The following is a 22,934-nucleotide window of genomic DNA, read 5'->3' on the forward strand; positions in this document are numbered from 1 at the left end:
CGGGCCGCTTCGCGATACGCCTCCGCGTAGTCCGTCAGGCTTTCGAGGGCGGCGCGGGCGACGTCGGCGTCGTCGGACCCGGCCAGCGTGACCTGACGCACCAGATGGGCGCGGGCCGACTCCATCCGCTCCCGCTGGCCGAGGGTGCTGTTCGATCCGCCGGTCAGATCGTCCAGATACCGCCGCACATCCGAACCGACCGACTCGGCCACGCCGGACAGCGTGTCCCAATAGTCCACCGTGGCTGATAGGGCATCGCGTTGCGCGGTCTCGACCTCCTGCCACGCGGCAAGAGCGTCCTGGGCGGCGGCGGCCGTCTCCATGTCGGCCAGAGCGCCCGCAAGCCCGGTGACGGCCACGTTGGCGTTATCGACACCCGCCGACCACGTCGCGATCTCGTCGACCAGGGCGCGCAGGGTGTCCAGATCCAGGCCGGCGCCCAGCGCGCGCATCTGAGCGACCAGCGTCTGCGTCACCAGGGACGTGTCGCCGCCCACGGCCTGCATGTCGGCCAGGGCCTGCTGGTAGGCGGTGACGCTGTCGCGGATGGTGTTGACGTGGTCGCGGCCGCGTGCGGTTTCCAGCGCGCGGCCCCATTGATCCTCCAACCCGGCGCGGGCCTGCGCCATCATCTCGTCGCGCAGACCGGCCACCTGAGCGGCGGCGTCCTCGGCGGCGGTGCCGGTGTCGGTCAGGATGGTTTGAAGGCCGTTTAACTGGCGGTCCATCAGCGCGACAGACGCCTGCACGTCGGACAGCGGCGCCGCCACATCGCCCAGACCGACCATGGCCCGCACCAGGGTGTTCATATCGGCGGACGCCTGTCCGGCGTCCAGTTCGCCGGCGGTGGTCAGGATGTCCGCGACCTCGCGCGCCGGCGCGATCATGGCGCGGGCCTGATCCGTCCAGGCGGCGGCCTGTTCGTCCAGGGCGGCAATCTGTGCGGCGGCGCCGGACTGCATCGATGTCACGGCGGCGTCGATCGCGCCCGACCAATCGGCGGCGATCGCGATCTGTCCGGCCAGCTCCGCCGCCGTGGCGGCGCTGCTGTCGCGCACCACCGCCAGAGCCCCGGCCAGGCTGTCGTCGCCCTGAGCGAGGTCTTCGATAATAGTGCGGATGGCGACCAGGCCTGCCTCGCCGAGGTCGGCCACCTCGATCAGGCGGCCAGACTGATCGCCCAGCGTGCCGCCGTGGACCTCGACGCGCTGCGCGCCGTCCTTCCACGACGTCGCGACGGCGTAGTTGGACGCGTAGTTGGATAAGTCGAAGGTGTCCGCCAGGGTCTGGAGCGGTCCGACCAACGCCGCGCGGCTGGCCTCGCCCCAGGCGGCGATGTCCTCGTCGGACAGCAACCGCCCTTCCGGCGCCTTGGCCAGGACCTGGCCGTCCTGGATGTCGATGGATTGCGACGCATTGGGCAGCGGCTTTCCGAACAGACCGCCGATCAGGTCCCCGCCCATCATCGCCAGGAACGCCCCGGCCGCCGCCCCGATCGGACCGCCGGCGGCGCCACCGATCAGGGAGGCGCCAAGTGCCCCGCCGCCGACGCTGCCCAGGGTGGACAGCCCCATATCGGCCCACTGGTTGCCGGAACTGAACCCGAATGCGCTGGCGGCCACACTCCCGGCCAGACCCCACGGTGCCGCATCGATGCCGGCGGCGAGGGCCCCCCCGAAGCCGGTCATGCCCCCCGCCGTGCCGCCGACCACGCCGGCGTTCGGGCCGACGAGCATGACCGGGGACCCAGGCCCCGCCGCCCCGTACAGAGTCGTCGGAGAGTACAGCCCCAACGCCCGACCAACGCTGCCCGTCACCAGGGCGTTGCCGATCGACTGCCCGCCCGTCAGCGAAGGCAACAGGGTACCGAGTCCGCGTCGGCCGGCGGGATCTTGCCGCTCTGCACGGCGGCCTGGATCTCCGCCTCGATCACGGCGTCGTCACGCTCGGCCATCGCCTTCTGGGCGGCGGCCAGTTCGTCCTGGACCTTCTTGTGATCGGCCTTGGACACGAACCGCTCGGGGTCCGGCGTCTCGGCCTTCTGTTGGGCGGCGGTCACATCGGACTTCAGCGTGTCCACCGCCGCGCACATGGCACTGACGGAGGCCGCCGGCGACAGGCCCAGGGCATGGGCCAGCGGCGACAGGTCGGGGGTGTCCTGAGACATGAGCTTACGCTCCCACTGGATGTCACAAAAATCGGCGGCGCTCAGGCCGGCCACCGCGCGGCGCAGGGCTTCCACGTCGGCGGCGCCGGCGCGGTTGAGGGCGGCGATGCCCAGGTTCGGGTCGGACGTCAGGGCGACCGACCGCACGCCGACGACGGTGCCGTCGGCGTGGTGCAGGATGACGGGGGAGAGATAGCGGTACTCACCGGCGGCGATCTGGGCGGCTGCGCGTGGCGTCCAGCGGGAGACGTGCCCCCACACCGCGCCGTCGCGGACCTCCAGGCGGTCGATCCAGCCGGCGGCCGGGGCACCGCCGTCGGCGCCGGCGCGTTCGGACCCGTGTTCCCAGTCGATGATCATGTCGGCGCGGTTGATGCTCCGCCGACGGTCGAACTCCGCCACGATGGCGGCCGGGTCGCGCACAAGGTAGGGACCGCGCCCGTCGTGACCACGCAGCTCGGGGCCGGCGGCCACGACCTCGATCCAGTCGGGCACGGTGCGGGCCTGCCCGTCTCCGGCTTGCGGGGCCGGGACGGTGAGCGCGGCCAGAGCGGCCGGGGTCTGTGTGAGGGCGTCGGTCATGGGCGGATCATGCCGCCCGGGGCGCCGCGCGACTGCCCGGAAGGGCTTCCGGGTCATCGCCCGCCGTGGTTTAGACGGTGCGCGGACCGATCGGGCGAGGATGCGCCCGCCCGCATGGCCGGTCAATGGTCAGCGATTAAGAGACCGATAAGAGGCCGTAAGAGGGGGCAGCGTGCGCGGCTCGGGTTTTCGGGGCCACAGGGGCGTCCCGGCTAGCTCGCGCGCATCCTGGCGCGTCTGTGGGCCTTGGGCTAAAAGGCGAAGTGGGTGACCGGAACCGGGCGCTGGTTTTCTATGGCCCCAGCCATGACGGCGGAGCGCCCCCGCCGTCATGCCCCCTTCGTTGCGGCAATGGCCGGATCGGCGTATAACTGGATGTGGGAAGGCGATGGTGCGGACGGGCGCAGAACCATCGCTGGCCGGCCAGCCGCCCGATCCGGTGAGGCTTACTCTTCCCTCCGATACAGCAAGGTTCCCTGTCGCTGGTCGTTCAGATAGGACGGCCGGCGAACTGGTATGAACGTCCAACCCTCGAAACGGCCCCCGACGGTTTGAGCGACAATCAGGACACCGCGCTGCCTCTCCGTCCGGACCACCCGGACGAACCGTTTGCGCAGAGCGATTTGGCCTGTCCCGACGTGGCGCTCCCAGGCCAACCAGATTTCAGCAGGACGCTCCAGCACCAGAGGCAAGAGGGGAAGGAACGGGGCGCGGTCCGGTTTCAAATGATCGGCCAGCACCTCCGCCGTCACATGCACAGCCTCGCCATCCGGGGTCCGGAAGGTGCGGTCCGGGCCGCCAAGCACGGCCATCAGGCGCTTCAGCATCCCGTCCCGATCGGCGGCCGCCTCGCCCAATTCGCCCGACCACGCATCGACCGGCAGGGTGTCGGGCAATCCGAGGTCTTGCCACGTCTGGACACGGCCGATGCGTTCCCATGGGCGTCCCTTTGCGCCGATCGCGGCCGCGTCCATGGCGCGTCGATCGACGGATTGCCCCCAGGCGGCGCGCCCCACGTGATAACCGAACCCGGTGTCGATCCCGGCCGGGGTCGGCCACACCTCGGTTGACCCGTCGGCCAAGCGGACGGTGCGCTCTTCCATCGTGACTGGTGGCACCTGATCGTCCGGGGTTACGGAGTACCCGTACCGCGCCAGGTCCCGCTCGGTCAGGGCCGTGATCGTGCAGCGGCACCACCAGCCGTTCGGGGGGGTGTGCGTGCGCCACCACGGATGATCGGCGGGCAGCACAAGGCCATGCCACGCCCGATGCTCCGGCCGGGTACTGCTGTCCAGAACGGCGCCGTACCGCAGGTACAGGGTCCGGCCCCGCGACCGCTCACGTTCGGCGGCGCGGTCGATCTGTGCCCAGTGGCCGGCGGCACGGGCCATTCTGAGGTTGGTGTCGTAGATGACGCGCGTCCGCCAGCCCCGGCTGCCTTTGTAGCTCCACCCGTGGCGGGCCACGATCTGATCGAAATCCTGGCGGAAGGTCTCCAGCGTCGTGCCCTCGTCCAGGGCCTTCTGGAGCGCCGCGTGCATGTCGGTCAGCAGCTCGGCCTTTGTCGCCCCGGCGATCACGAAGCCTCGGGAGTGCTGGCCTTCGCGCAGGTCCGTCCATGCCTCGGTGGGCATGTTGATCTTGTGGCGGAAATAGTCCTGCGCCTCGACGAAGGGCAGCGGATCGCCGACGGTCGCTGCCTCCTCAGACATCGCCCACCTCGGCCCGGCCCGACAGGTCCGCCAGGGCCATCGCCTCCCCGATGACGTCGGCCAGATCGTCCAGGCGCAACTCCGAGTACAGCATTTCCAGCCGGGCCATCGCGTCCGGGATGCTCTCGGCCTGGTCGATCACCGCGCGCACCTGGTCGATCAGAGCGTCCGTGGCGGGACCGGCGGCGGTATCGAGTTGATCCACCAGGTCGTCCACGGCATCGCGGGGCCGAGCCGCCTGGGCTGATCGTCCGGCTCGTTGGGGCGCGGCGCCGGATGGCGTGTCATCTCCGGGCCGTATGTCATCGCCCGCCGACGCCGGACCACCCAGGACCTCGTCCCCGTCTTCCGGCGCGGCCCAACCCAGGCGCTCGCGCACGTCGTCGGCGCGCACGCGCAGGCCGAGGGGCACCAGACCGGTGAGCTGTTCCGTCACCGCCTGCGTATCCTCCGGCTCCGTGATCGGCCAGGACAGCCATGGATAGGCCTCCTGCGGGCCGTAGTTCAGATCTACGGCAACGCGCACCAGATCCCGGTTGAGCGTGGTGGCAAGGCCGCCCCCGTCCGCCTGGGCTACGTCGATCCGCACCCCGTTGTGGACCTGGGCCTGCGACAGCGACGCGCCATCGTCCGTCGTCATGGTTTGGCCCAGCACGGCCTTGCTGACCTGACCGTCCAGATACTCCGCCAGCCGCTGGAACAGCTCGGCCGCGCCCCGGCCCTCGCCGATGCCTTCGAACTGGATCTCCATGGCGCGCGGCAATACGGCGGCCGCGTCGGTGCCGATCCCGGCCACCGCCTGGATCAGGGTGGCGATATCCTGGGGGCTGGCCTCCGGACCGTACTTGCCGAGCCGAAGCGGCAGACCGTAGACCTCGCAGAACGCGGCCCAGTCCTTCATGGCGTAGGACTTGAACAGGGTGGACCACGCGACCAGGCGGGCGAGACCGCCCCGGATCGGCAGGCCGCTTTTGATATGCGGCACATGGACGATGAACTTGCCGGGCGGCAGTTCCACACCGTTCGGCTCCCCGTCAGCTGCGAGACGAAGAACGGTCCGCGTCTCGTCCCAGACGAAGTAGCGGGGATCCCGCCACGGACAGGCGGCAGGCGTCCACTGCGGACCCGTGCGCCACAGGATTTCGCACGCGGCGTATCCCTTGCCGAGGGCGTCCAGCAGGTCCACGACCATGGTGTTGAACCACGGCTGATCGACGATGGTCTGACGGACGAAATCCGCGATCTCGCCGGCGCGGGGACTGTCGTCCCCCGGCGTGACGATGGGTTCGATCCCAGCCACCGCCCGCTTTCGGGTGCCCAGCACGGCGGCATAGTGCGGATCCCGCTCCTCCATCTCCTCGGCCAGGGTGAGATAGTCGGCGACGCTGCCCTCCGTGGCCCGCTTCAGGATCGTCGCCAAGCGTTCCGGGGTCAGGCCGGTGGCGATGGTGCCGGCGAAGGGACGCCGCACGCCGGTCACGGCCGGAGCCGCCACCGCCTGTGTCAGCGTGCGGCGCTCGATCGGGCGTCCGTCGGGGCCGAGAAGCTGAGGTGTCCGGGCCATGGATGGATCCCTAGTATGAGCCGCGCCGCGCGCGCAGACCCGACGTCAGGCGAACCTGTCGAGTGGTCTGTTCGGGTCGGACGGGGATGTAGCGGTACTCTTGGTGCTCGACCTGCGAGGCGGCGTGGAAGTACAGCAGCGCCACGCCGGCGTCGCCGTGACGCTTTCCGGCGTCGCTGCCCATGAGCCGGACGGATCGCGGTATCCGTGGTACGCCCGCGACCACGCGGAACTGGGACAGATCGTCCCGGACGTCCAGGTCGGCCGGGATCAGTATCGCCCGGCCCTGGAACGCCGCCTGAAAGGGTGTCCCGTGCTCGCGATACCATGTCTCGCTGGCGTGCAGTTCCTCGATTCGCTCCGGTCCGAACTCCTGCCGTAGCTCCTGGGCCAGGGCCTGACCGTTGCCGTTGGCGTCGGCGATGGTCTTGGCCCAGCGCGGCACCCTGTGCAGAACGTGGATGGCCATCTGGCGCTGCTGGTCGTAGGGGCACCGCGCCAATTCGATGATCAGCGGCACATGGCGGGTCAGGTCCTGCGCGGTGTAGCCGATGGGCAGGCAGGTGCGGTCCACCGACATGCCGAAGTCCAGCCCGGCGGCGTGAGGCCGATCCGCCGGGAGTTCCGCCAGCCGTGGATCCACGTGTTCCGCCAACCACTGTTCCATATGCGCCCGACGCAGGTGGGCGGGCCAGTCCACGAAGTTTTCGGCCGGCGGATACCAGCGCACCACTGTGTAATTCGGCGTCTGGCACGCCTCGATCATCGGAAGCGGCAACAGCACGCCGTCGCCTTCGCGCGGGATGGCGTCCAGCTCCTCGCGCATGGCCTCGACGCGCGGACCGTAGCTCCGCCGGATCTTGCGGTACCATGCGGCCTTGCCCTCGGCCGTGGCCTCCTCGCCTTTGATGAGACAGACCCGCTCGTACAGGCCGGCCGCGACGGCGTCGTCGAAGGTGATGCGGTGCACGCTGTAGTCATAGCGCCCGGCCCGACTGTCCTTGACGAGCTGGTTGAAGGCGTTCGTGGCCCCGTTGTGCGTGCTGATGATCCGGATCTGGCCACCCCAGATCAGCAGGGCGTTGCACGCGTCGATGACCTCGCCGACGTCCTGGTGGAACGCCGCCTCGTCGATGACGACGCGGCCCTGAAGACCACGGATGGCCGCCGGCCGGCTGGACAGGGCCGTGACTTCATGGCCACTGGCGAAGCGGATCCGCCATGCGGTGATGTGCTTGGACGATCCATTCGGCTGCTTGTCTTCGAATAGGAACTCCTCGGTGGTCAGCAGCTCCTTGGCGACGTGGCGCGCGAACCGGCCGCAGGTGTCGATGAACTCGCGCCCCTTCTCTTTCGCGTCGGGGATGTAGAACACGTCCATACCGCCGGCCTTGCCCTGCGCGGCCGCCGTCAAGGTGCTGTCCAGGGCCTCAGCCCAGGTGATGCCGGTACGGCGCCCCTTTTCGCAAAGCTTCAGGGTGCTGGTGTCTTCGACCCACCGCACTTGATGGGCCATCAGGATCCCGTCGGCCAGGGGATCCAGATCCTCGGGGGGCAGTCCGCTCGGGATCAGGCGGTCCACGTCCGAAGCGGGGGGCATCTGATCCGCGTGCGGCAGGGCATCCGTGTCCGCCGCGTCCGTCATCTCGAAACCCCGAGGATCCCGCGCCGCAGGGCCGCGAGACGGTCCGCCGACAGCCCTTGTTCTCCCGCCGCCTGGGCCTCGGCGGCGGCGTTATCGATCGCCTTCGCCGCCATCTCGGCGGCGAGCGTGCGGGCGCGGACCTCGACCTTCTCTTCGAAATCCTGATCCAGCCGAGCGGCCTTGGCGAGTTCGGCCAGTCCCTTGCCCAGCATCATCACGTCTTTGGGGTCGAGGGCGGCACCGTCGCCGCCGGCGTCCTGAACCTGTGTCAGGAAATCGAACACCAGCGAACGCGAGACCTCGACCAGAAGCCGTCCTTGCTGGCCTTGGGTCGCGGCATCTCCCAGTTCCTGCACCAGCCCTTCCGTGATGGCGCGGCTTTCCCGCAAACGCGCCGCCATCAGGGCCTGACGCTTGGCGGCGCGGCCGACGGCGGAGCGACTGATCTCATAGCCGCGGGCTTCCAGCCAGTCGGTCAGTTCGTCAATGGTCAGCCGTCCAGCGACCAGAAGCCGCCGAAACTCGGACAGATCCTCTGGCGATAGCTCCGTGTCGATGCGTGATTTCCGGCCCATGGGCTCACGCCCCCGGCCGGGGACGCCGAACGCCCGGGTGCCGCGCCACGCCCTGAGAGACGTCCAGGCCGTGCCCGGTCAGGGTGGCGACCGTGACGCGACCGCCGGCGAGTTGGTCCACCGTGACCAAACCACCTTCGGCCAGCCACTGGACGTCACCGTCCACCACGTCCCGGCCGACACCATGGCCATAGCTGGTCAGGACGGTCTGAAGAATGGACGTGTTGAGGCTGTAGTCGGTGTCCTCGGCCAGGGTCCGCAGGATGACCAAGCGCCGGTCCTCGCGTTGCAGTGTCGCCAGATCGCTCACGATCCGTTCTCCCGTCGGTCACGCCCCTGTGCGAGGCGGTCTTCCGTCAAAAGGTCAAGGCTGCGGTCCAGACGCTTCGTCAGCTCCGCCAGACCATCCAGACGCGCGCCGATTTCGCGGGTTTGCGCGGACACCTCGCCCACCATCGTGGTGAGCGCTGTCAAATCGGCATGTGTGGGGAGCCCTTCGATCCGGCTTTCGAGGCGCTGGAACCGGGCCTCGCCGCGATCCAGACGGGCCGTGATGTCCCCATGCGCCGCGACATGCTGATCCCGCCATGACCGGATATCGGCCCGGACCGCCTCGACCTCATGCCGGGGCGCGAACACAGGCCACATCCGCCAGAGCACCACGCCGACGATGGCGGTCGCGATCAGGCCGGCCCAGGCGCCCAGTCCGATGATCCAGTCCGCGATCTGCCACAGATCCATGCTCACACTCCCGTTCGTACTCGCCGGGCGTGGTGCGCCTCGACGTCTCGCTGGCAGTCCGCGCATCGGACGGCGCCGGGACAGGCCGCCCGCCGGGCGGCATTGATCGGGACCCCGCACACCGAACAGTCCCCACCCGCATTCGCGTCGCTCGGGGCCGGCCCAGGGCGTCGGGATCCCGACGTTCGCAAGCACGTCGCGCACCTGGAAGCCCGAGACCTCCGTGCCCCGGAACACCATGATGACGGAGTCCACGTCACCGTCAGCCCCGGTCACCACCGCAACCTCGGACCCCGCCCACTCGATCCAGCGCCAGCAGCGATGGCTCAGCGCACGGATCGCGGCCTCGCGCCGCTGGCGGTCGCGCTCATAGACCGCGCTGCACAGGCCGGCCAGGACAGCATCCCTTCGGACGGTGGGTGCGGCGGTCATCGCGCACCCCCGGCATGCGCAAGGCAGTCGCGCGCCGCCTCCGCCGCGTCCATCACCTCGGACCATTCGGCGTCGGTCGGATCGCGCCGTTCCGAGACCATCACGGACAGGTCCCCGCGCAGCACGGCGAGCGAAGACCGCAAATGGACATACCCAACGGCGACCTGAAGCGCGCGCTCGGTCGCGTATCCCGCCAGCCCGCCGGCGTCCATGTCCGGCGCGTCAACGCTGACCTCGAGCGCCTGACCGGCCAGCGCGGTCAGCGCGCCGGACAGCGACGCCAGCGCCGCGATACTGTCCTCGCCGAAAGCCGAATACGCCCGGGCCTCAACCAGCGCCTGCCACGCGGCGTCGCCGGCCTGGGCGACACGGGCCGATGCTCCGGGCAGCGCCGTGGGCGTTTTGACGTACTCGCAGGCCAACCCGGCGACGACATGATAGATCCCGGCCGCGCGATAGACGCGCTGCTCGGTCGTATCCACCCGCCCGACAAGACGATCGGCGGGGGAATAAGCACAGGCGGCGAGCGCCGCCAAAGCCACCAGGATGGCCCCGAGGCGGACGGCCCACGCCAACCGGCGAAGATCGCGGGAGAGAGTACCCATGTCACTCCCCCATCAGCAGGGCGCGGCCGATCGCCAGCGCGGTGTCGAGCGGCAACACGCCGGTGATCACGCCGGCGGTGACGGCCACGACCGCCGCCACCGCGACGATCACGGCCCCCTTGGTCCAGGTCATGCGCATGTCGGTTCTCCTCACAGGGCGGCGATGTCGCGCGCGCGGACCATCGACAGGTTTCGGCGTGTGTTGAGGGAGCGGCCCAGCGGCGTGTCGATGGGGATGGCCAGGGCCTCGGGGCTCCACGCCTCTTCGTCGATGACCTCGGCGATCTTGCGCAGGTCATCGCCGGCGGCGGGCAGGCGGGGCTTGGGCGGCGGGGGCAGCGGCGCGGGCGGGGCGTTCTCGACGTCCGGGTGCAATGGCATCCGGCCGGCGCTGTCGAGCCCCAGCAGGGACCGGTAGTCGAACACCGGGCAGGACTTCGCGCTGACCTCGCAGTGGCCGTGGAACGTGACGCGCCCGCCGTGCGCGGCATTGATGGCCACACACAGGGAGCGGCAGGCGGCCAGGGACGCGTCGGAAAACTGCGTCAGGCCGTGCACCATGATCGCCACCGATCCGGTGTTGTGCCCTTTCTGCGCCGCCGGAATGCGTTCAAGGTCGCGGCCGGGCATGATCCGGCCGGCGCGGTCGATCAGATAGTGGTATCCGACGTCGCTCCAGCCCCGCTGCACGTGCCATGTGCGCACGGTGCGGACGAGGTGGTCGCCTTCGTAGTCGCTGGTGTCGGCGTCACTGGCGGAACAGTGCAGGAACACCCGCCGTACTTCGCGGCCGGGCGGACGGTAATGGGATGGCGCGACAGTGGGCACGGAAGGGCCTCCCTCACACGGTGGAGCGTGAGGGCAGCATCGCAGCCGCATGGGGACCCGACTGCCCGGAAGGGCTTCCGGGTCAGCGGTCGGCGTGTCTGTGGAGGGAATACGGGGAGGATCGGCGCCGGATCCGGGAAAGTCAATCGCCGGCGAAAAGGTCGGGCTGGCGCTCGTCGCCGGCGTTCAAGGCCATGCGGACCCATCGCTCGCTGCATCCCAACTCGCGGGCGATGGCGCGGTGGGAGAGGCCGCGCCGCTTCAGGGCTCCCATCCGCGCCTTGTGGCTCCGCGCCAGCGCGTTCGACGGCACATCAATGTGGGTCCCGCCGTACTCCTGGCACAACGCGGCCCAGGCGTCCGCGCCCAGCAGGAGCGCCCACGGGTGACCCGGGTGCGGCGTGTGCGGGATGTAGCACTTCTCCTGCCCGCCCATGGCCTCGGCCAGCCGGAGCGCCGCCACCGGTCCGATGACCTGGGCGATCTCCTCCAACCGGGCGGAAACGATGGGGGGGACGGTGCGATCCATCAGCCGCGCTTTCGCAGCCATGTGGACAGCGGAGCCTCAATGGCCTGCGCCGTCATGGCCTCGCGCAACACGCGCCCGCGTTCCGCGAGAAGGCGGTCCAGCGCGGCGTCCGGCCGTGTCAGCAGGCCGGCGGGGCCGACGTCCACCCCCAGCGCCTCCAACCGCCGCGCCTGTTCCCAGGCCACCCGCACCTTCGGACGCCCGCCCAGGTTTTGACCGCCGACCTGGATCGGGGTGTCGGGGCGATCCAGCCGTGGGGCGACCCGGTTGAGCCAGCCGCGCAGACCTTTGATGAGCCGGTCCAGGGGCTCCCCGTCCAGCCATTCGAGTCGCGCGACGCCCTGGCCGGCCTGACCGGCGACCCCCTTGGTCATCCGCTGGGCATAGGCTTCCAGGGCACTTTCAGAGGCGTCTGAGACCTCCCCGAGAACCCACAGATCCAGCCACAGCGCGCGGGCCTTGGCGAGGCCGGGCACGCCCGTCGCGATCGGCCGGACACGGCGGGTGGGCACCTTGGGCTTGTGTCCGTTCAGATGGTCCAGCACGGCCATGAGCTGGCGCGCGGTCATGTCGCGGCAACTGTCCGCCCCGCCATACTGGCGCAGCATGGCCCTGTACGCGTCGCCGTCCAGGCCGCGCGCCCGGGCGGCCGCATGCACGGCGCGGATCATCCCGGCGCGATCCGGGGCCGGCCGGCGGGCGGCAGTCATCGGCGCGCCCTCCGGCGCCAACCCGCACCATCGTCGGGTCGGGGCGGCGGGGCGGAGACGCCCAGGGTGGTCTCCAGCGCCGACAGGCCGGCGGCTTGGCCGGGCTGGCAGACCGTGACCTCGCCGCCGCCCGCCTCGTACGCGGCCAGAGCCTGCGCCCGCTCGGCCTCGGTCGCCGCCGGCGCTCGGGCTGGCCGCCGATCAAAGCGGATGCCCGCCGGTGCTGGGTGTGACGGGACGGCTGGCGGAGCGATCGCCTCGGGCGTGGGCTCCGGTTCCGGTTCGGGATCGTCCTGGGGAGCACTATGCGGGGCGACACATTGATAACGCCGTCCACGCGCGTAGCCCGAGGCCGTGACCGTGCGCCGCATCACCAGATGACGCAGCCAGTATGTTACCGTCGCCACCGGCAGGCCGGTTGCGGCCACGATGTCTCGCCGTGTTTCCGAGCCCTGGCGGATGGCGGACAGGATCGTCTCGGGCCGGGCTTCGGTGGCCTCAGGCATCGGTTCGGACCGGGTCTCGCACTCCGGTTCCGGTTCGGGCTCCGGAGCGGGCTCAGGCTCAGGCGCTGGGTTCGGTTCGGGGGACGGCATGGGAGGCGGTGCAGGGATTTCTGCGGCTGCGCCGCCTCCCTCCAACACCGCCAGCACCCGCGACAACACATCGGGCAGCACCTGGGGTTGGGCCGCACAGGTGGGCGCCACGATGCGCAACACGTCCAGGCGTTCGGAGGTAATCATCATGACATGCGCCTCCCCTCGACCGGTACGACATGGGTTACCGTGACACTGGCGATCCGGCCGGGCTCCCGCCGCCGCCAGCACAGGCGCACGCTCACCTGACCGTCCTCCCGCCGATAGGGGCGTGCCGTGGGCGTCAGGGTGAAGCCCTGGCTCGTCAGGTAGTGGTGCAGCCCATCAGCCAGCAGCTCGGCCAACGACTCGGCGTCATGGTCCGGCAGGTGCCGACCGGGGCGGGGCATGCGGCGGCGGATTTTCATGATCCGGTGCCCTTCCGCTGCCAGTGCCGGCACGCCGGGCGGTGGCTGTAGACCGTGCCGAGACGGTCCAGGGGCAGGCCCGTTTGCCGCGCCACGACGGCGCAGACCATGGCCGCCCGACGAAACGGGGCCGGGTTTTTTGCGGAGCGGGTCCAGTGTGCGCAGGACTGGCAGTATTCGCCGGCCGGGCCGGTGCCCTCGACATGCGCATAGGTCGGCCGGCTCATGGCTTCCCCCTCTTCGAGAACCGGGAGCATGAGCCACCGTTGCCAACGCCCAATAGGTGCGCCAGCATTTCGGATGCGCTTATCGAGTCGCACGAAAAGGGGGGCCCATGGCGAAGAAGATGGACAGGGCTATTGGCCGATTGGTCGTGGCCGCGCTGAAGCCACCACCGCGCTCCCGCGCGCGCCGGTCCATCCCGCCGGCAAAACCGCCAACAACACCTGAAGCAATGATCGGCAGCGACGATGGCTACTTGGCCGCCATGCGCCGGGGATGGCAGGCGCCAGTGCGCCAACTCGGCATGATCGATGTCTCGGCCGCGCCCTGGTTGGTGGACGCCGTCATCAAAGGATATCGCCAGGGCTTCAAGAATACGCAGATCGCCACGGCGCTGCGCACCGCCGGCGGGGTCATGAGCAAGGAGGAGAAGGCTGAACGCGGACTGGTGCCAACCGCACGTTTGGGTACTGCCTTCTTTGACGCTCTGACCGCCAAAGGCCGCGCCGATCCAGTCCTGGCCTCCCGGGCCATCGTCTCCCGCGTGACCCGCGCGGCAGTCTGGACGCGGGACCGGGACCAGTACTTGCGAATCTCGGAGCAGGGCGATCGAAAGCGCTGGATCACCGTGCTCCACCGTGGTCCGCGCTGCTGCACGTGGGCGTACAATAATGACAAGAAGGGGTTCGACCTGCCGCCAGAGTTGCCCATCCCCAGTTGTGACAAGGAGTTCTGCTCGTGCCGTGCCGTACTGACGCCCGTGCCCGGACCGGACCATGGCCAGATTGCGCTGGGCATTGCCGTCGTTGCTGGTGTGGCAACGATACTGATCGTGGCCCTGACTTAGCATCGCCCGGCCCTCCCTACGCCGCCGCCAGATCGATCGGCACGGCCTGCCACGCCGCTTGCGGATCGGGGCGGATGTAGAACCGGGTGTAGGCTTTGCTGCCGATCACGCGGATACTGTCGCGAATGGCGTTCTGGCCGCTCTTCCAGCGCTCGTCGTCGAAGTCCAGGCGTAACAGGCGGAAGATGGCGTCCCTCGAGACTTGGCCTTCCTTGTCCGTCTGGAACGCGCTGTCCACCAGGGCGCGCAACTCGGCGCGGACCCCATCGGCCCAGTCCACGATGCAGCTTTCGAACTGCCCTCGGGCGATCTGCAATTCGGGCCCGAACGCGAGGCGATCGGCCACCGCGATCTGGAACTTCATCAGCCCGTCGAACGACATGAACGTGACGTTGCCCTTGCCGACGGCGCCGCGCTTCGTGACGCCGTACTCCTCGGCCGCCAGCGACATGAAGGTGTTGGCATCGTCGAAGACGTGCCCCTTGAACCGCTTGATCTGGTTCGCGAGGTCGACGGCATAGCCCAGAACCTTGCGCACCATCTGGTCTTCCAGATCCTGGTGCGGCTTGATCTGGCCGGTCGGCACCAAGCGTCCCTTGCCGTCCATGATGAAGCCGTCCGGGGGCGTCACGGCTGGCGTGGGCAGGGTGATTTGCGGAATGTCAGCGGTCATTTGAAAGCTCTCCACAGACGTTTGAAGGCCGTTTGAAACGGGTTCCATCGCCGCCGGAGCGGCGGTGTCGGGATCAGGGCTCCGGCCAGGATCAGGCGGGCCGCGATCACGACACGGCCTCCGGCGGCGCGCTGGTCAGCCGCGCCTGGACGGCCGCCATGCGGGCCGCCACCGCCGGGTCGCGCGCGGCCCGGGTTCGAGCCGCCGCCATGCCGTGCCGTACGGTGGTGTGATCCCGCCGCATGGCACGGCCGATCTGGCCGTACGTCGCCGGCGTCAGGTCCGCCGCGATCGCCATCGCGGCCTGACGCGGGATGACCAGCCCCCGGGTGCGGCAATGCGCCAGAAGACCGCTCACCGGCACGCCCCATTCGGTGGCGCAGGCCTGGACAATGGCGCGGATGGTGGGGGGCTGCAGGGTCATGACGCGGCCCTCCCTGTGGCGTCTGGCAACGTCGGCGCAGGCTCCGGCGGGCCGAGCGCCAGCAGGCCCACCGCCACCCGCAGCGCGTCCCCGGTGACCGACCGATCCTGTCCGGTCAGGATCCGCCCGACCGCGTCCAGGGCGTCGTCGGCGCCGATTGGTCCCATGCGGTACCGCACCGTACCGTCCGCCCGCTGATCCGCCACATGGTGGGCGCCGTCTCCAGCCCGCCCGACCAGCACGAGGCCGGCCGGCCCGCGCGCGGCCGCGATCACATAGGCGGGGTCATCCGACCGGTCGCGCACCCCGAACGAGGCCACCGGCGTCAGGTCCGCCCCGCTCATGCCGCGTCCCCGCCGTGCAGCCGGCCGAGGCGCTCCACGACCGCAAGGTGCGTCTGGAACTCCGCCACCGCGCCGGCGACGGGCCGCTCCTCCACCTCATCGACCGCCACAGTGCTGGCGCACCGGGGGCAGTGGCCCTCGGCGCGGCGGGTGGTGTCGACGAACCCGAAGACCATCCCGCAGGCAGGGCACTGGCACGCATGGTCCCAGCGCGTGCCCTCTGGCGCAGCCTCGCCCGTCTCCGGCGTCTGGGAACGGAGCCCGGCGGCCGGCCGCGCGTTGTGCGCCCGCACTTCCCGCTCCACCACGGCGATGAACTGGTCGATGGGAACGGCCCGCTGGCCATAGGTGTGGGGCTTGTTCTCAGGGCTCCGACCAGTGTAGGCGCCGCTGCACTCGGGCGCCTTGGCCACGTATTCCGCCACATCGCGGAAGGCCCGCTCGATCGGCTTGGACTGCCCGTGATAAGGCTCCGTGAAATGGACCTCGCAGCCGCATTGCCGGAACAGCCCGACCGGATCGTCGTCCCGCACCTTCCAGCGGAAGCGGTTCGGCGTGCCGCCGGTCAGCCACTTGGACGAGGCCGCGCGCGTGTTGTCGAGCCAGATGTGCTCGGGCAAACCATAGGCTTCGACCAGATCCCCGAACGCCAGCCGGAAGGCCGTCGCGTTCTCGCTCCGGTCGATCCGCCACGACAGGATCTTGCCGGAGAACAGGTCCTGGAACGTGACCATCATCGGCCGTCCGATGGTGCCGTCGGCCCAACGGACGAACACGTCCACCTTGTGGCCGTCGAAGTTCACGGCTTCCAGGGCATGGAACCCGGTGCGGTCGCGCCGCTGCGCCGGGAACCGGCGCATCAGGGCCTCGGGACCTTCCCGGCACCAGCACACCAGCAGCGGATCCAGGTCGGCCAGACGGCGCTGGAGCGTGCGGTTGCTCGGCAGGTCCCACCCCTGGTTGCCGGCCATACGGCGCAGACGCTCAAGGCAGGCGTCCACCGCCGGCTTTTCCGCCCGAAGGTAATCCGCTTTCAGCATCTCCCAGGCGTCCGCCGGAATGTCCGTCGTCGTCACCCGCCCGGACCGCTGATCCACCAGCATGGGCAGCCGGTGTTCGCGGGGCGTGTTCCAGATCCGGCGCTCCAGATTGAAGTAGCTGCGCGCGCTGATCCCGGCCGGCACGGCCACCAGCTCGACCGCCGCCGTCTTCGTCATGCCGCCGCGCACCAGGGTCTCGACCTGATCGATCAGCGCCAGCCGCTGGCGAGCTGTCTCCCGCCGGGGTTCCGGCAAGGCCTCGAACCGCGCCCACATCTCGCGCCACTTCGGATCGTCGGCGGCGGTGTCCGGTGCCTCGACCGGGTCCGATGGGGTCCGGCGTCGCAGGAACGCGGCGCGCGCCCGCGCCGGCAGGGCGGAGATGTGGTACTCGACCCCGCCGCCCTTGCCGCGCCGCCGCCGCCACACGCCGTCCGGCCGATCGTCGGACCACTGGCGGTCGGGTGCTTGCCAGTCCTTCCGCGCCCGGCGCACGACAGCCTCGCGTGTGGCGGGCAGGCCGGGCAATGCCAGCGCGGCAATCTCGGCGGCGGTCAGCCAATGTGCGGCGGGCGTGGTCATCGGCCGGGCCTCCGGGCCAGACGGCGGGCCATATCGTAGGCCCGATCCACTTCCGTCTTGGTGTCGGCGAGCTGCCCCACCTCGACCCACGGCAGGAAGTGCTGGTCGATCACGGCGTGGCCCATCTCCTCGGCGCCGAGCTGCATCAGCCGCGCGTCGCCGGTGACGTGCCACAGTGCGATAACGCGCAGGAACGGAATGGTGTGCTCGCCACGCCCCTGGCTCGCGTAGGCGTCCAGCATGTTCTTGCTGACCTCTTCGCCGAGATAGGCGCTCATCGCCTCGGCGACGGTCTCGCGGGGCTGGTCGCACTCTTTCAGGGTCACGGCCACCGCACGGCTGATCCGGTCCCGCAGCGACGCCGCCCGCGTGGCTTCCGGCGCGTACCGCTCCACCGGGTCGCGCGGCTGCCAGTCCGTGAACAGATCCAGCGTGCGGGTGTCGCGGCCCATGGCGTTAGCCCTTCAAGGCGCCGGTTTCGCGCAGGTGGCCGAGGAACGATTTCCGCGCGGCACCGTCCGCGCGGTTCCAGGCCGACAGCAGGCGCGACAGGCCCCCATCGTCGCCCGCGTCCTGCGGCCCCTCGCCCTTGTGGTGTTTCAGGGCGGCGCCCAGGTCGGGCCGGGCGCCGGGCTCCATGCCGGTCAGAAGGGCATCGACCACGGCGGCCTGTTCGTCCGGCGCCAGCTTGCTGAGGGCGTAGAGGTCGCCCTCTTTCCAGTGGCCATACCGTTGCATGCGGCGGCGCACGTCGGGCGCCAGCCCACCGGCGACCTGAACCGCGCGGTAGATCGTGCGTTCGCTCAGGCCGATGCGCTCCCGCACCTCACGGGCAAAGCCGATCGCCGGTCCCGGGTCTGCAACTGCAAAATTTGCAGTTGCATCATTTTTGTGCAGCTTTGCCGCCGCCCCCGCCGCACCTTGAACGGCCTCGGGGTGCAGGGCTTCGTACACCGCCTTGCGTTCGGCCAGAAACACCGCCCGGTCCAGCGGCTCCAGGCCGCGCCGACACAGGTTCTCGTCGATCTCCAGCAGGCGCGCGCTCAGGTCATCCATCTGGACAACGACCACCGGGATCTCGGTCCACCCCAGGTGCTGCACCATGGCCGCGTACCGGTGCGCACCCGCCACCAGGGCGTATCCGCCCCCTTCGTCCGGGCGCACCACCGGCGGCTCGACAAGACCCTGCTGGCGGATGCTCTCCGCCAGCGTCTCGGCCCAGGCCGGGTCGATTTCCCGCAGGCGGTCGACGAACAGAATGCTGTCCTTCGACACCACCATCCGTTCGCCCTGCCACGCCCCCGCCGGGCCGGTGACTTGGTTGCTTTTGGCCAAGTCCGCGCTCTTCGCGGGCAACTTTGGCGCATTTTTGCTGGCATCGTGGCTCATGGTCAGGCCGCTTTCGAGTTTTTGACTGCGTTTCGTGTACGTTCGGGCCTAATATGAGCCCGTGTACGGTGGTCGATGCGCGACCCGTCGGACCGCCAGCGATCCGGCCACAGTTCCCACAGGGGCACGCCGAGAAACCGGCCGATGGCCCGCTCAGCGGCTTGGTATTTCCGGATCAGGGCATTGCGACAGGCCGCTTCGGGCAGCCCCGCCTGCAGGGAAATGGCGCTCAGGGTGCTGCCCCGGCGCTTCACTTCCGCCGCGATCTGATGGCGATCCCAGGTCTGGCCCGACGCCATGCGGTCCCTCCGTGCGCATCACCGGGTCCATCACCCGGTGTCAAAATGTACCTTCGTATTGAACATGGCCCATATATGGGCCGTATGTCAACCAGGAATGAGCCATGCACGAGGCCGATTATGGACCTTCCGACCAGCCGTCATCTGGGCGGGACTTGGCTCTCGCGACTCGCTTTTCCCTTGGAGTTAAGCGCCTGGGCAGCCAAAAAGCCGCCGCTACCGCGCTTGGAATATCTTTGTCGCAGCTCAAACGCTACCTCGCCGGCCAACAAGAGCCGCCGCTGTCGGTTCTGCGTGCATTGGCGCAGGGCGCAGATATTGACCCTGCATGGCTCTTTACTGGGCTAAGTCGGTCCGGATCTGATTTCGTGGGGGTGCCGCGCTACGACGCGCGCCTAGCCGCTGGGGGCGGTGCCTGGAACGAACGGGCGCAGCTTCTCGACCACATTCCGTTCACGCCGGCCTTTATCGCCAAAAAGTTGGGTCGCTCGAACAGTCAGGGTTTACTGATCATTGATGTCCACGGCGACTCCATGGAACCGACCATCGGCGATGGTGACATCGTGATGGTGGATACTCACGACCGGCGGGAAATGGACGGCATTTTTGCCTTCGTGCAGGGCGACACCGCGCGGCTCAAACGTCTGCGATGGTCCGTGTCAAATATCCAGATCATTTCTGACAACCGTGCCGTCTATGATCCCGAGACAATCGATCGATCCGTGTTCTATCATGAGGTTCAGATCATCGGCCGCGTCCGTTGGCTCGGCTGCGTGGTGTGAACGACAGGGGGCCTGTCTGTCACCACGACAAGAACACGGGAGACCGCCATGCTCCGCGCGCTGTTCATTGCTTTAGTCCTGGGTTTGCCCCTGACCGCCACCTCGGTACGCGCTGCCGACGTGTCGTACACGCCGGGAGAGTGGTCTCGCTCCTATGCCAACAGCGACATTGATGTGCAGGATCTGGTGAACCAGACGGTCGGGCTCGTCCGTCGGGCCGGATGGACGTGTTCGCACGTTCGGTTGATGATGCGGATGGCGGGTAAGCGCGGCTTCATCGTGTTCTGCAACGAACCCGGCGGCGCACAGTACACTTATGATGTCTGGGACCGTGGCGGTCGTTGGGTTGTGGCGATCAACGAATGAGGGGCCGCGCGGCCAAAAATCGGGTTACAGTTCGGTGCCGTATAGTATGAGGCGAAGTTGAGTCTAACTCTTTGATTTTCCGTAACTGTGATAGGAATTGCGGCGAGAATGTGGCATATCACAGTTCCAGCGGTACCTGACGGCCCGTTCCGGCGCTGTCGCCGACCTGTTTCGAGGCCCCTTACCAGGTTCTAAGAGGCGGGTTTCCGCCATATAAGAGGCCTCCCGGACGATCCTGGGAGGCCTCTTGGAACACGGGTCGGTACTGCAAGGTCAGATGGCGGATCGGTTCGCCGGATCACAGTTCTGCAAGGTTGCCCGCACCGCCCGATCGGCCAAAATTTTTAGGTAGGGGTTTGTAATCCCGATATATTTCGGTAACCCCCCAAATATCCCGGTTCCTGCAGGTTCATGTGTCATTCAACATCCGCATCGGTCATCGACCGGCTCTGCTCCCGATACAGGTTGGCATAGGCGCCGCCGCTTGCCAGTAGGTCCGCATGACGACCCGTTTCCAGAATACGACCCGCCGCCATCACGCAAATGCGGTCCGCGTCCTGAATCGTGGACAGCCGGTGCGCCACGACCAGCACGGTCCGGCCCCGCGACAGGCGGCCCAGGGCCTCCTGAACGCGGCGCTCGGCCTCGGTGTCCAGGGCCGATGTCGGCTCGTCCAGCAGCAGAATCGGCGCGTCCTTCAGCAACGCGCGGGCAATCGCGATCCGCTGGCGCTCGCCCCCGGACAGCCGGCCGCCCAACGACCCCAGGGGCGTGTCCAGCCCCCGGGGCAAGCGGGCCACCAAGTCCCAGGCATCGGCCGCCCGCGCGGCCGCCTCGATCTCCCCGGCGCTCGCTTCCGGCCGGGCGTAAGCGATGTTCGCGCCGATGGTATCGTCGAACAGAAAGGTTTCCTGCGTCACCAAGGCGATCCGCTGCCGCAGCGAGGCCAGGGTCACCTCCCGCACGTCTTGGTCGTCGACGCACACGCGCCCCTCCGCGACGTCCAGGAACCGGGGGATCAGGTTCAGCAGGGTCGATTTTCCGGCGCCCGACCCGCCCACCAAGGCCACGGTCTCGCCGGCCTCCACGGTCAGATCGATGGACTCCAGCACCGGGTGGGCGGGATCGTAGGCGAACCGCACCCCCTCCAACCGGACCCGCCCCGGCCCCGGCGGCAATGCCATGGCACCGGGCCGCTCGGCCAGGTCCGGCGGCATGTCGAGGACCTCGAACAGGCGTTCGACGGCGGCCAGCCCCTCCTGGACGATGGAGTACAGGTTGGCGAGCCGCTTTGCCGGCTGATAGGCCATCAGCAGCGCCGCCAGCATCGACGTCAGCGAACCTGGGTCATTGGCCCCGCTCAGGATGCGTTGGGCGCCGGCGAACAGCGCCACGCCCAAGGCCACGCCGGTCGCCAGTTCCATGATCGGCGTGATGAGCGTCCGCGCCCGCTCGCCCGACACCTGGCGCCGGAAGATGCGGTCGATCAGCGTTTCGACCCGGCCACTCATATACTGGGCCCGGCCATCGATCCACACGATCCGGATGCCGCGCAACGCCTGGGACATGAGCGCGTGCAGACGCCCGATCTCCTGCTGCGTATCCCGGGCGCGGCGGCGAACCTTGCGCCCCAGGCGCCGCACCGGAACGATGGTCAGCGGCGCGGCCAGCATGGCCAGCAGGGCCAGCATCCAGTCCTGGTACAGCACCAGCACGACCAACGCCACCAGGGTTACCAGATCCCGCCCCAAGCCGGTCAGGGCGTTCGCTGTCGCGAATCGCAGGCGGTTGATGTCGAACGTGAACCGGGTCACCAGTTCGCCGGTGGAGCGCCCCTGGAAGAACTGCAGTTCCATCGCCGAGACCTTGGCGTGCAGACGATCCCGTGCCTCCGCTAGGATCGCGAACCCGACCTGGGTCACCAGGATCGACTGGCCGTAGTTGCCCAGCGCCCGCAGCGCGAACGCCACCAGGATGCCGCCGCTGACCCACCACAAGGCTCCCGGATCCTTGCCCAAGAACACCTTGTTGATGGCGGGTTCCAGCAACCAGGCCGTGGCGACCGTGGCCAGCGCCATCACCAGCATCCAGCCGACCGCCAGGACCATGCGCCGACGGTGCGGCCACAGGAACGTGCGCGCCATGCGGCGGGCGAGCGCTCCGGTCCCGGTCCAGGCCCCCTGGGATGGGTCCGACCGCACGCGCGGACCGGTCGGCGGCGTGCCGGACGACGAGGATGCCGCCGAAGAAGCGGAGGACGCGGAACGGGTCATGGGCACGGTCGGAACCTGAGTCGGGGGCAGAAGAACCACCCCACGCGAACGCGCGCGGCGGCGGCCGGATCATAGCGGGCTGCCCCCCGGCCCGTCACGCGCTGCCAGCGCCACGTCCTCCGGCAGCCGGATCAGGTGGGAGGGACAGGTCCGGCAATCGCTGCTGCCGAAGCCCGGCACCGGCGTGGTCGCGCCCGGCAGACCGCGCACGGCGCACGCCAGGGCGCACTCGTCACCCGCTGGCACCGCCGCCGCCCAAACCCGCGCGCCCGGCGCCGTGGTCAGCCAATCCACATGCCACCGGCACCCCTTGTCGCGGCGCATATGGCGGCGCAGACGCGCGCGCAGCCCGCCCGGTCCACGGGCGCTACCGGCATACACCAGCCACCCGCCCGCGATATGATCACGCTCCGGCTGGCACAGCGCGGGCGGCAACGGCACCGTCTCCGGCAGCCAGACCGCCAGCAGATAGGCCCCGGCGTCGGGGCCAACCCCGGCCTCCACCGCCTCCGGCCCGTCGTGCCAGTGCGAGCACAGAGCCCGCAAACCGGACGGCAACAGCGGCGGCCGCAATGACGCAGGGGCCTTGTCTTGCGTCCC

28 protein-coding genes and 1 pseudogene are annotated in these 22,934 nt (G+C 69.3%); 4 read left to right on the plus strand and 25 right to left on the minus strand.

What is annotated here, in order from left to right; translation table 11 throughout:
* The 16 genes and pseudogenes from GGD82_RS19485 to GGD82_RS19565 all read right to left on the minus strand — a co-directional run.
* A pseudogene (locus tag GGD82_RS19485) lies at positions 1–1,859 on the minus strand (hypothetical protein); the annotation flags it as partial.
* On the minus strand, positions 1,847–2,749 hold the full coding sequence (locus tag GGD82_RS19490; RefSeq protein ID WP_170284486.1) for a phage protease: 903 nt from the start codon (positions 2,747–2,749) through the stop codon (positions 1,847–1,849). The pseudogene GGD82_RS19485 and the gene GGD82_RS19490, both read right to left, overlap by 13 nt.
* A 446-nt stretch (positions 2,750–3,195) precedes the next feature.
* Positions 3,196–4,461, minus strand: coding sequence for a PBECR2 nuclease fold domain-containing protein (locus GGD82_RS19495; protein WP_150064110.1), 1,266 nt, complete (start codon positions 4,459–4,461; stop codon positions 3,196–3,198).
* Complete coding sequence (locus GGD82_RS19500; protein ID WP_150064109.1) at positions 4,454–6,025, minus strand: DUF935 domain-containing protein; 1,572 nt, start codon at positions 6,023–6,025, stop codon at positions 4,454–4,456. The genes GGD82_RS19495 and GGD82_RS19500 overlap by 8 nt, the downstream gene beginning before the upstream one ends.
* Before the next feature lie 10 nt (positions 6,026–6,035).
* A complete protein-coding gene (locus GGD82_RS19505) occupies positions 6,036–7,670 on the minus strand; it encodes a hypothetical protein (protein WP_150064108.1) in 1,635 nt (544 codons plus the stop codon).
* Positions 7,667–8,245 (minus strand): phage protein Gp27 family protein, encoded by a 579-nt coding sequence (locus tag GGD82_RS19510; RefSeq protein ID WP_150064107.1) that lies wholly within the window; start codon positions 8,243–8,245, stop codon positions 7,667–7,669. The genes GGD82_RS19505 and GGD82_RS19510 overlap by 4 nt, the downstream gene beginning before the upstream one ends.
* Positions 8,246–8,249: 4 nt before the next feature.
* Positions 8,250–8,555, minus strand: a complete 306-nt coding sequence (locus GGD82_RS19515; protein ID WP_246164020.1) for a VpaChn25_0724 family phage protein — start codon at positions 8,553–8,555, stop codon at positions 8,250–8,252.
* Positions 8,552–9,418, minus strand: coding sequence for a DUF2730 family protein (locus GGD82_RS21710; RefSeq protein ID WP_150064105.1), 867 nt, complete (start codon positions 9,416–9,418; stop codon positions 8,552–8,554). Before GGD82_RS21710 ends, GGD82_RS19515 begins: the two co-directional genes overlap by 4 nt.
* Complete coding sequence (locus GGD82_RS19530) at positions 9,415–10,023, minus strand: hypothetical protein (protein ID WP_150064104.1); 609 nt, start codon at positions 10,021–10,023, stop codon at positions 9,415–9,417. Before GGD82_RS19530 ends, GGD82_RS21710 begins: the two co-directional genes overlap by 4 nt.
* A 1-nt stretch (position 10,024) precedes the next feature.
* Positions 10,025–10,162, minus strand: coding sequence for a hypothetical protein (locus GGD82_RS19535; RefSeq protein WP_170284483.1), 138 nt, complete (start codon positions 10,160–10,162; stop codon positions 10,025–10,027).
* Positions 10,163–10,173: 11 nt separating this feature from the next.
* On the minus strand, positions 10,174–10,851 hold the full coding sequence (locus GGD82_RS19540; protein ID WP_170284482.1) for an N-acetylmuramoyl-L-alanine amidase: 678 nt from the start codon (positions 10,849–10,851) through the stop codon (positions 10,174–10,176).
* Between the two features lie 142 nt (positions 10,852–10,993).
* Positions 10,994–11,380: a hypothetical protein gene (locus GGD82_RS19545; protein ID WP_170284481.1), complete on the minus strand. Its 387-nt coding sequence runs from the start codon at positions 11,378–11,380 to the stop codon at positions 10,994–10,996.
* Entirely contained in the window at positions 11,380–12,090 is a 711-nt protein-coding gene (locus tag GGD82_RS19550; RefSeq protein ID WP_150064101.1) for a regulatory protein GemA, read from the minus strand. The genes GGD82_RS19545 and GGD82_RS19550 overlap by 1 nt, the downstream gene beginning before the upstream one ends.
* Entirely contained in the window at positions 12,087–12,836 is a 750-nt protein-coding gene (locus GGD82_RS19555) for a hypothetical protein (protein WP_184013326.1), read from the minus strand. Before GGD82_RS19555 ends, GGD82_RS19550 begins: the two co-directional genes overlap by 4 nt.
* Complete coding sequence (locus GGD82_RS19560) at positions 12,833–13,093, minus strand: hypothetical protein (protein WP_150064099.1); 261 nt, start codon at positions 13,091–13,093, stop codon at positions 12,833–12,835. The genes GGD82_RS19555 and GGD82_RS19560 overlap by 4 nt, the downstream gene beginning before the upstream one ends.
* Positions 13,090–13,320, minus strand: coding sequence for a hypothetical protein (locus GGD82_RS19565; protein ID WP_150064098.1), 231 nt, complete (start codon positions 13,318–13,320; stop codon positions 13,090–13,092). Before GGD82_RS19565 ends, GGD82_RS19560 begins: the two co-directional genes overlap by 4 nt.
* A 107-nt stretch (positions 13,321–13,427) precedes the next feature.
* On the opposite strand from GGD82_RS19565, the gene GGD82_RS19570 reads away from it, so the two are divergent.
* Positions 13,428–14,162 (plus strand): hypothetical protein, encoded by a 735-nt coding sequence (locus tag GGD82_RS19570; protein ID WP_150064097.1) that lies wholly within the window; start codon positions 13,428–13,430, stop codon positions 14,160–14,162.
* A gap of 16 nt (positions 14,163–14,178) precedes the next feature.
* On the opposite strand, the gene GGD82_RS19575 is transcribed toward GGD82_RS19570, so the two are convergent.
* From GGD82_RS19575 to GGD82_RS19605, 7 genes are all read right to left on the minus strand, one after another.
* Positions 14,179–14,835, minus strand: coding sequence for a DUF3164 family protein (locus GGD82_RS19575; RefSeq protein WP_150064096.1), 657 nt, complete (start codon positions 14,833–14,835; stop codon positions 14,179–14,181).
* 106 nt (positions 14,836–14,941) lie between these two features.
* A complete protein-coding gene (locus GGD82_RS19580) occupies positions 14,942–15,259 on the minus strand; it encodes a helix-turn-helix domain-containing protein (protein ID WP_150064095.1) in 318 nt (105 codons plus the stop codon).
* The gene (locus GGD82_RS19585; RefSeq protein WP_150064094.1) at positions 15,256–15,603 is read right to left on the minus strand and encodes a hypothetical protein; all 348 of its coding nucleotides are present in this window, start codon (positions 15,601–15,603) and stop codon (positions 15,256–15,258) included. The genes GGD82_RS19580 and GGD82_RS19585 overlap by 4 nt, the downstream gene beginning before the upstream one ends.
* Positions 15,600–17,225: a transposase domain-containing protein gene (locus GGD82_RS19590; RefSeq protein WP_150064093.1), complete on the minus strand. Its 1,626-nt coding sequence runs from the start codon at positions 17,223–17,225 to the stop codon at positions 15,600–15,602. The genes GGD82_RS19585 and GGD82_RS19590 overlap by 4 nt, the downstream gene beginning before the upstream one ends.
* Positions 17,222–17,677: a DNA transposition protein gene (locus tag GGD82_RS19595; protein WP_150064092.1), complete on the minus strand. Its 456-nt coding sequence runs from the start codon at positions 17,675–17,677 to the stop codon at positions 17,222–17,224. The genes GGD82_RS19590 and GGD82_RS19595 overlap by 4 nt, the downstream gene beginning before the upstream one ends.
* 4 nt (positions 17,678–17,681) lie before the next feature.
* Positions 17,682–18,560 (minus strand): ParB/RepB/Spo0J family partition protein, encoded by an 879-nt coding sequence (locus GGD82_RS19600; protein WP_170284479.1) that lies wholly within the window; start codon positions 18,558–18,560, stop codon positions 17,682–17,684.
* Positions 18,561–18,616: 56 nt separating this feature from the next.
* On the minus strand, positions 18,617–18,913 hold the full coding sequence (locus GGD82_RS19605; RefSeq protein ID WP_150064090.1) for a helix-turn-helix domain-containing protein: 297 nt from the start codon (positions 18,911–18,913) through the stop codon (positions 18,617–18,619).
* A gap of 104 nt (positions 18,914–19,017) precedes the next feature.
* Here GGD82_RS19605 and GGD82_RS19610 point away from each other — a divergent pair, with 104 nt between their 5' ends.
* Both GGD82_RS19610 and GGD82_RS19615 read left to right on the plus strand, forming a co-directional pair.
* The gene (locus GGD82_RS19610) at positions 19,018–19,695 is read left to right on the plus strand and encodes an XRE family transcriptional regulator (protein ID WP_150064089.1); all 678 of its coding nucleotides are present in this window, start codon (positions 19,018–19,020) and stop codon (positions 19,693–19,695) included.
* 48 nt (positions 19,696–19,743) lie between these two features.
* On the plus strand, positions 19,744–20,061 hold the full coding sequence (locus GGD82_RS19615) for a hypothetical protein (RefSeq protein ID WP_150064088.1): 318 nt from the start codon (positions 19,744–19,746) through the stop codon (positions 20,059–20,061).
* A 416-nt stretch (positions 20,062–20,477) separates the two neighbouring features.
* Here the strand turns inward: GGD82_RS19615 and GGD82_RS19620 are convergent, their stop codons facing one another.
* Complete coding sequence (locus tag GGD82_RS19620; RefSeq protein ID WP_184013327.1) at positions 20,478–22,205, minus strand: ABC transporter ATP-binding protein; 1,728 nt, start codon at positions 22,203–22,205, stop codon at positions 20,478–20,480.
* On the opposite strand from GGD82_RS19620, the gene GGD82_RS19625 reads away from it, so the two are divergent.
* Positions 22,204–22,353 carry a hypothetical protein gene (locus tag GGD82_RS19625; protein ID WP_170284478.1) on the plus strand — a complete coding sequence of 50 codons (150 nt, stop codon included), beginning with the start codon at positions 22,204–22,206 and terminating at the stop codon, positions 22,351–22,353. The genes GGD82_RS19620 and GGD82_RS19625 overlap by 2 nt on opposite strands.
* A 50-nt stretch (positions 22,354–22,403) precedes the next feature.
* On the opposite strand, the gene GGD82_RS19630 is transcribed toward GGD82_RS19625, so the two are convergent.
* Entirely contained in the window at positions 22,404–22,907 is a 504-nt protein-coding gene (locus GGD82_RS19630; RefSeq protein WP_246164019.1) for a DUF123 domain-containing protein, read from the minus strand.
* Between the last annotated feature and the right edge of the window lie 27 nt (positions 22,908–22,934).

It is taken from the genome of Roseospira marina, from assembly GCF_014197855.1.
Lineage (GTDB): Bacteria > Pseudomonadota > Alphaproteobacteria > Rhodospirillales > Rhodospirillaceae > Rhodospira > Rhodospira marina.

What these genes read in the sequence shown, in the direction of transcription:
- GGD82_RS19490 (WP_170284486.1), bottom strand. Translation starts at nt 2,749, where the DNA reads ATGACCGACGCCCTCACACAGACCCCGGCCGCTCTGGCCGCGCTCACC.
- GGD82_RS19495 (WP_150064110.1), bottom strand. Translation starts at nt 4,461, where the DNA reads ATGTCTGAGGAGGCAGCGACCGTCGGCGATCCGCTGCCCTTCGTCGAG.
- GGD82_RS19500 (WP_150064109.1), bottom strand. Translation starts at nt 6,025, where the DNA reads ATGGCCCGGACACCTCAGCTTCTCGGCCCCGACGGACGCCCGATCGAG.
- GGD82_RS19505 (WP_150064108.1), bottom strand. Translation starts at nt 7,670, where the DNA reads ATGACGGACGCGGCGGACACGGATGCCCTGCCGCACGCGGATCAGATG.
- GGD82_RS19510 (WP_150064107.1), bottom strand. Translation starts at nt 8,245, where the DNA reads ATGGGCCGGAAATCACGCATCGACACGGAGCTATCGCCAGAGGATCTG.
- GGD82_RS21710 (WP_150064105.1), bottom strand. Translation starts at nt 9,418, where the DNA reads ATGACCGCCGCACCCACCGTCCGAAGGGATGCTGTCCTGGCCGGCCTG.
- GGD82_RS19530 (WP_150064104.1), bottom strand. Translation starts at nt 10,023, where the DNA reads ATGGGTACTCTCTCCCGCGATCTTCGCCGGTTGGCGTGGGCCGTCCGC.
- GGD82_RS19535 (WP_170284483.1), bottom strand. Translation starts at nt 10,162, where the DNA reads ATGCGCATGACCTGGACCAAGGGGGCCGTGATCGTCGCGGTGGCGGCG.
- GGD82_RS19545 (WP_170284481.1), bottom strand. Translation starts at nt 11,380, where the DNA reads ATGGATCGCACCGTCCCCCCCATCGTTTCCGCCCGGTTGGAGGAGATC.
- GGD82_RS19550 (WP_150064101.1), bottom strand. Translation starts at nt 12,090, where the DNA reads ATGACTGCCGCCCGCCGGCCGGCCCCGGATCGCGCCGGGATGATCCGC.
- GGD82_RS19555 (WP_184013326.1), bottom strand. Translation starts at nt 12,836, where the DNA reads ATGATGATTACCTCCGAACGCCTGGACGTGTTGCGCATCGTGGCGCCC.
- GGD82_RS19560 (WP_150064099.1), bottom strand. Translation starts at nt 13,093, where the DNA reads ATGAAAATCCGCCGCCGCATGCCCCGCCCCGGTCGGCACCTGCCGGAC.
- GGD82_RS19565 (WP_150064098.1), bottom strand. Translation starts at nt 13,320, where the DNA reads ATGAGCCGGCCGACCTATGCGCATGTCGAGGGCACCGGCCCGGCCGGC.
- GGD82_RS19570 (WP_150064097.1), top strand. Translation starts at nt 13,428, where the DNA reads ATGGCGAAGAAGATGGACAGGGCTATTGGCCGATTGGTCGTGGCCGCG.
- GGD82_RS19575 (WP_150064096.1), bottom strand. Translation starts at nt 14,835, where the DNA reads ATGACCGCTGACATTCCGCAAATCACCCTGCCCACGCCAGCCGTGACG.
- GGD82_RS19580 (WP_150064095.1), bottom strand. Translation starts at nt 15,259, where the DNA reads ATGACCCTGCAGCCCCCCACCATCCGCGCCATTGTCCAGGCCTGCGCC.
- GGD82_RS19585 (WP_150064094.1), bottom strand. Translation starts at nt 15,603, where the DNA reads ATGAGCGGGGCGGACCTGACGCCGGTGGCCTCGTTCGGGGTGCGCGAC.
- GGD82_RS19590 (WP_150064093.1), bottom strand. Translation starts at nt 17,225, where the DNA reads ATGACCACGCCCGCCGCACATTGGCTGACCGCCGCCGAGATTGCCGCG.
- GGD82_RS19595 (WP_150064092.1), bottom strand. Translation starts at nt 17,677, where the DNA reads ATGGGCCGCGACACCCGCACGCTGGATCTGTTCACGGACTGGCAGCCG.
- GGD82_RS19605 (WP_150064090.1), bottom strand. Translation starts at nt 18,913, where the DNA reads ATGGCGTCGGGCCAGACCTGGGATCGCCATCAGATCGCGGCGGAAGTG.
- GGD82_RS19610 (WP_150064089.1), top strand. Translation starts at nt 19,018, where the DNA reads ATGCACGAGGCCGATTATGGACCTTCCGACCAGCCGTCATCTGGGCGG.
- GGD82_RS19615 (WP_150064088.1), top strand. Translation starts at nt 19,744, where the DNA reads ATGCTCCGCGCGCTGTTCATTGCTTTAGTCCTGGGTTTGCCCCTGACC.
- GGD82_RS19625 (WP_170284478.1), top strand. Translation starts at nt 22,204, where the DNA reads ATGCGGCGGGCGAGCGCTCCGGTCCCGGTCCAGGCCCCCTGGGATGGG.
- GGD82_RS19620 (WP_184013327.1), bottom strand. Translation starts at nt 22,205, where the DNA reads ATGGCGCGCACGTTCCTGTGGCCGCACCGTCGGCGCATGGTCCTGGCG.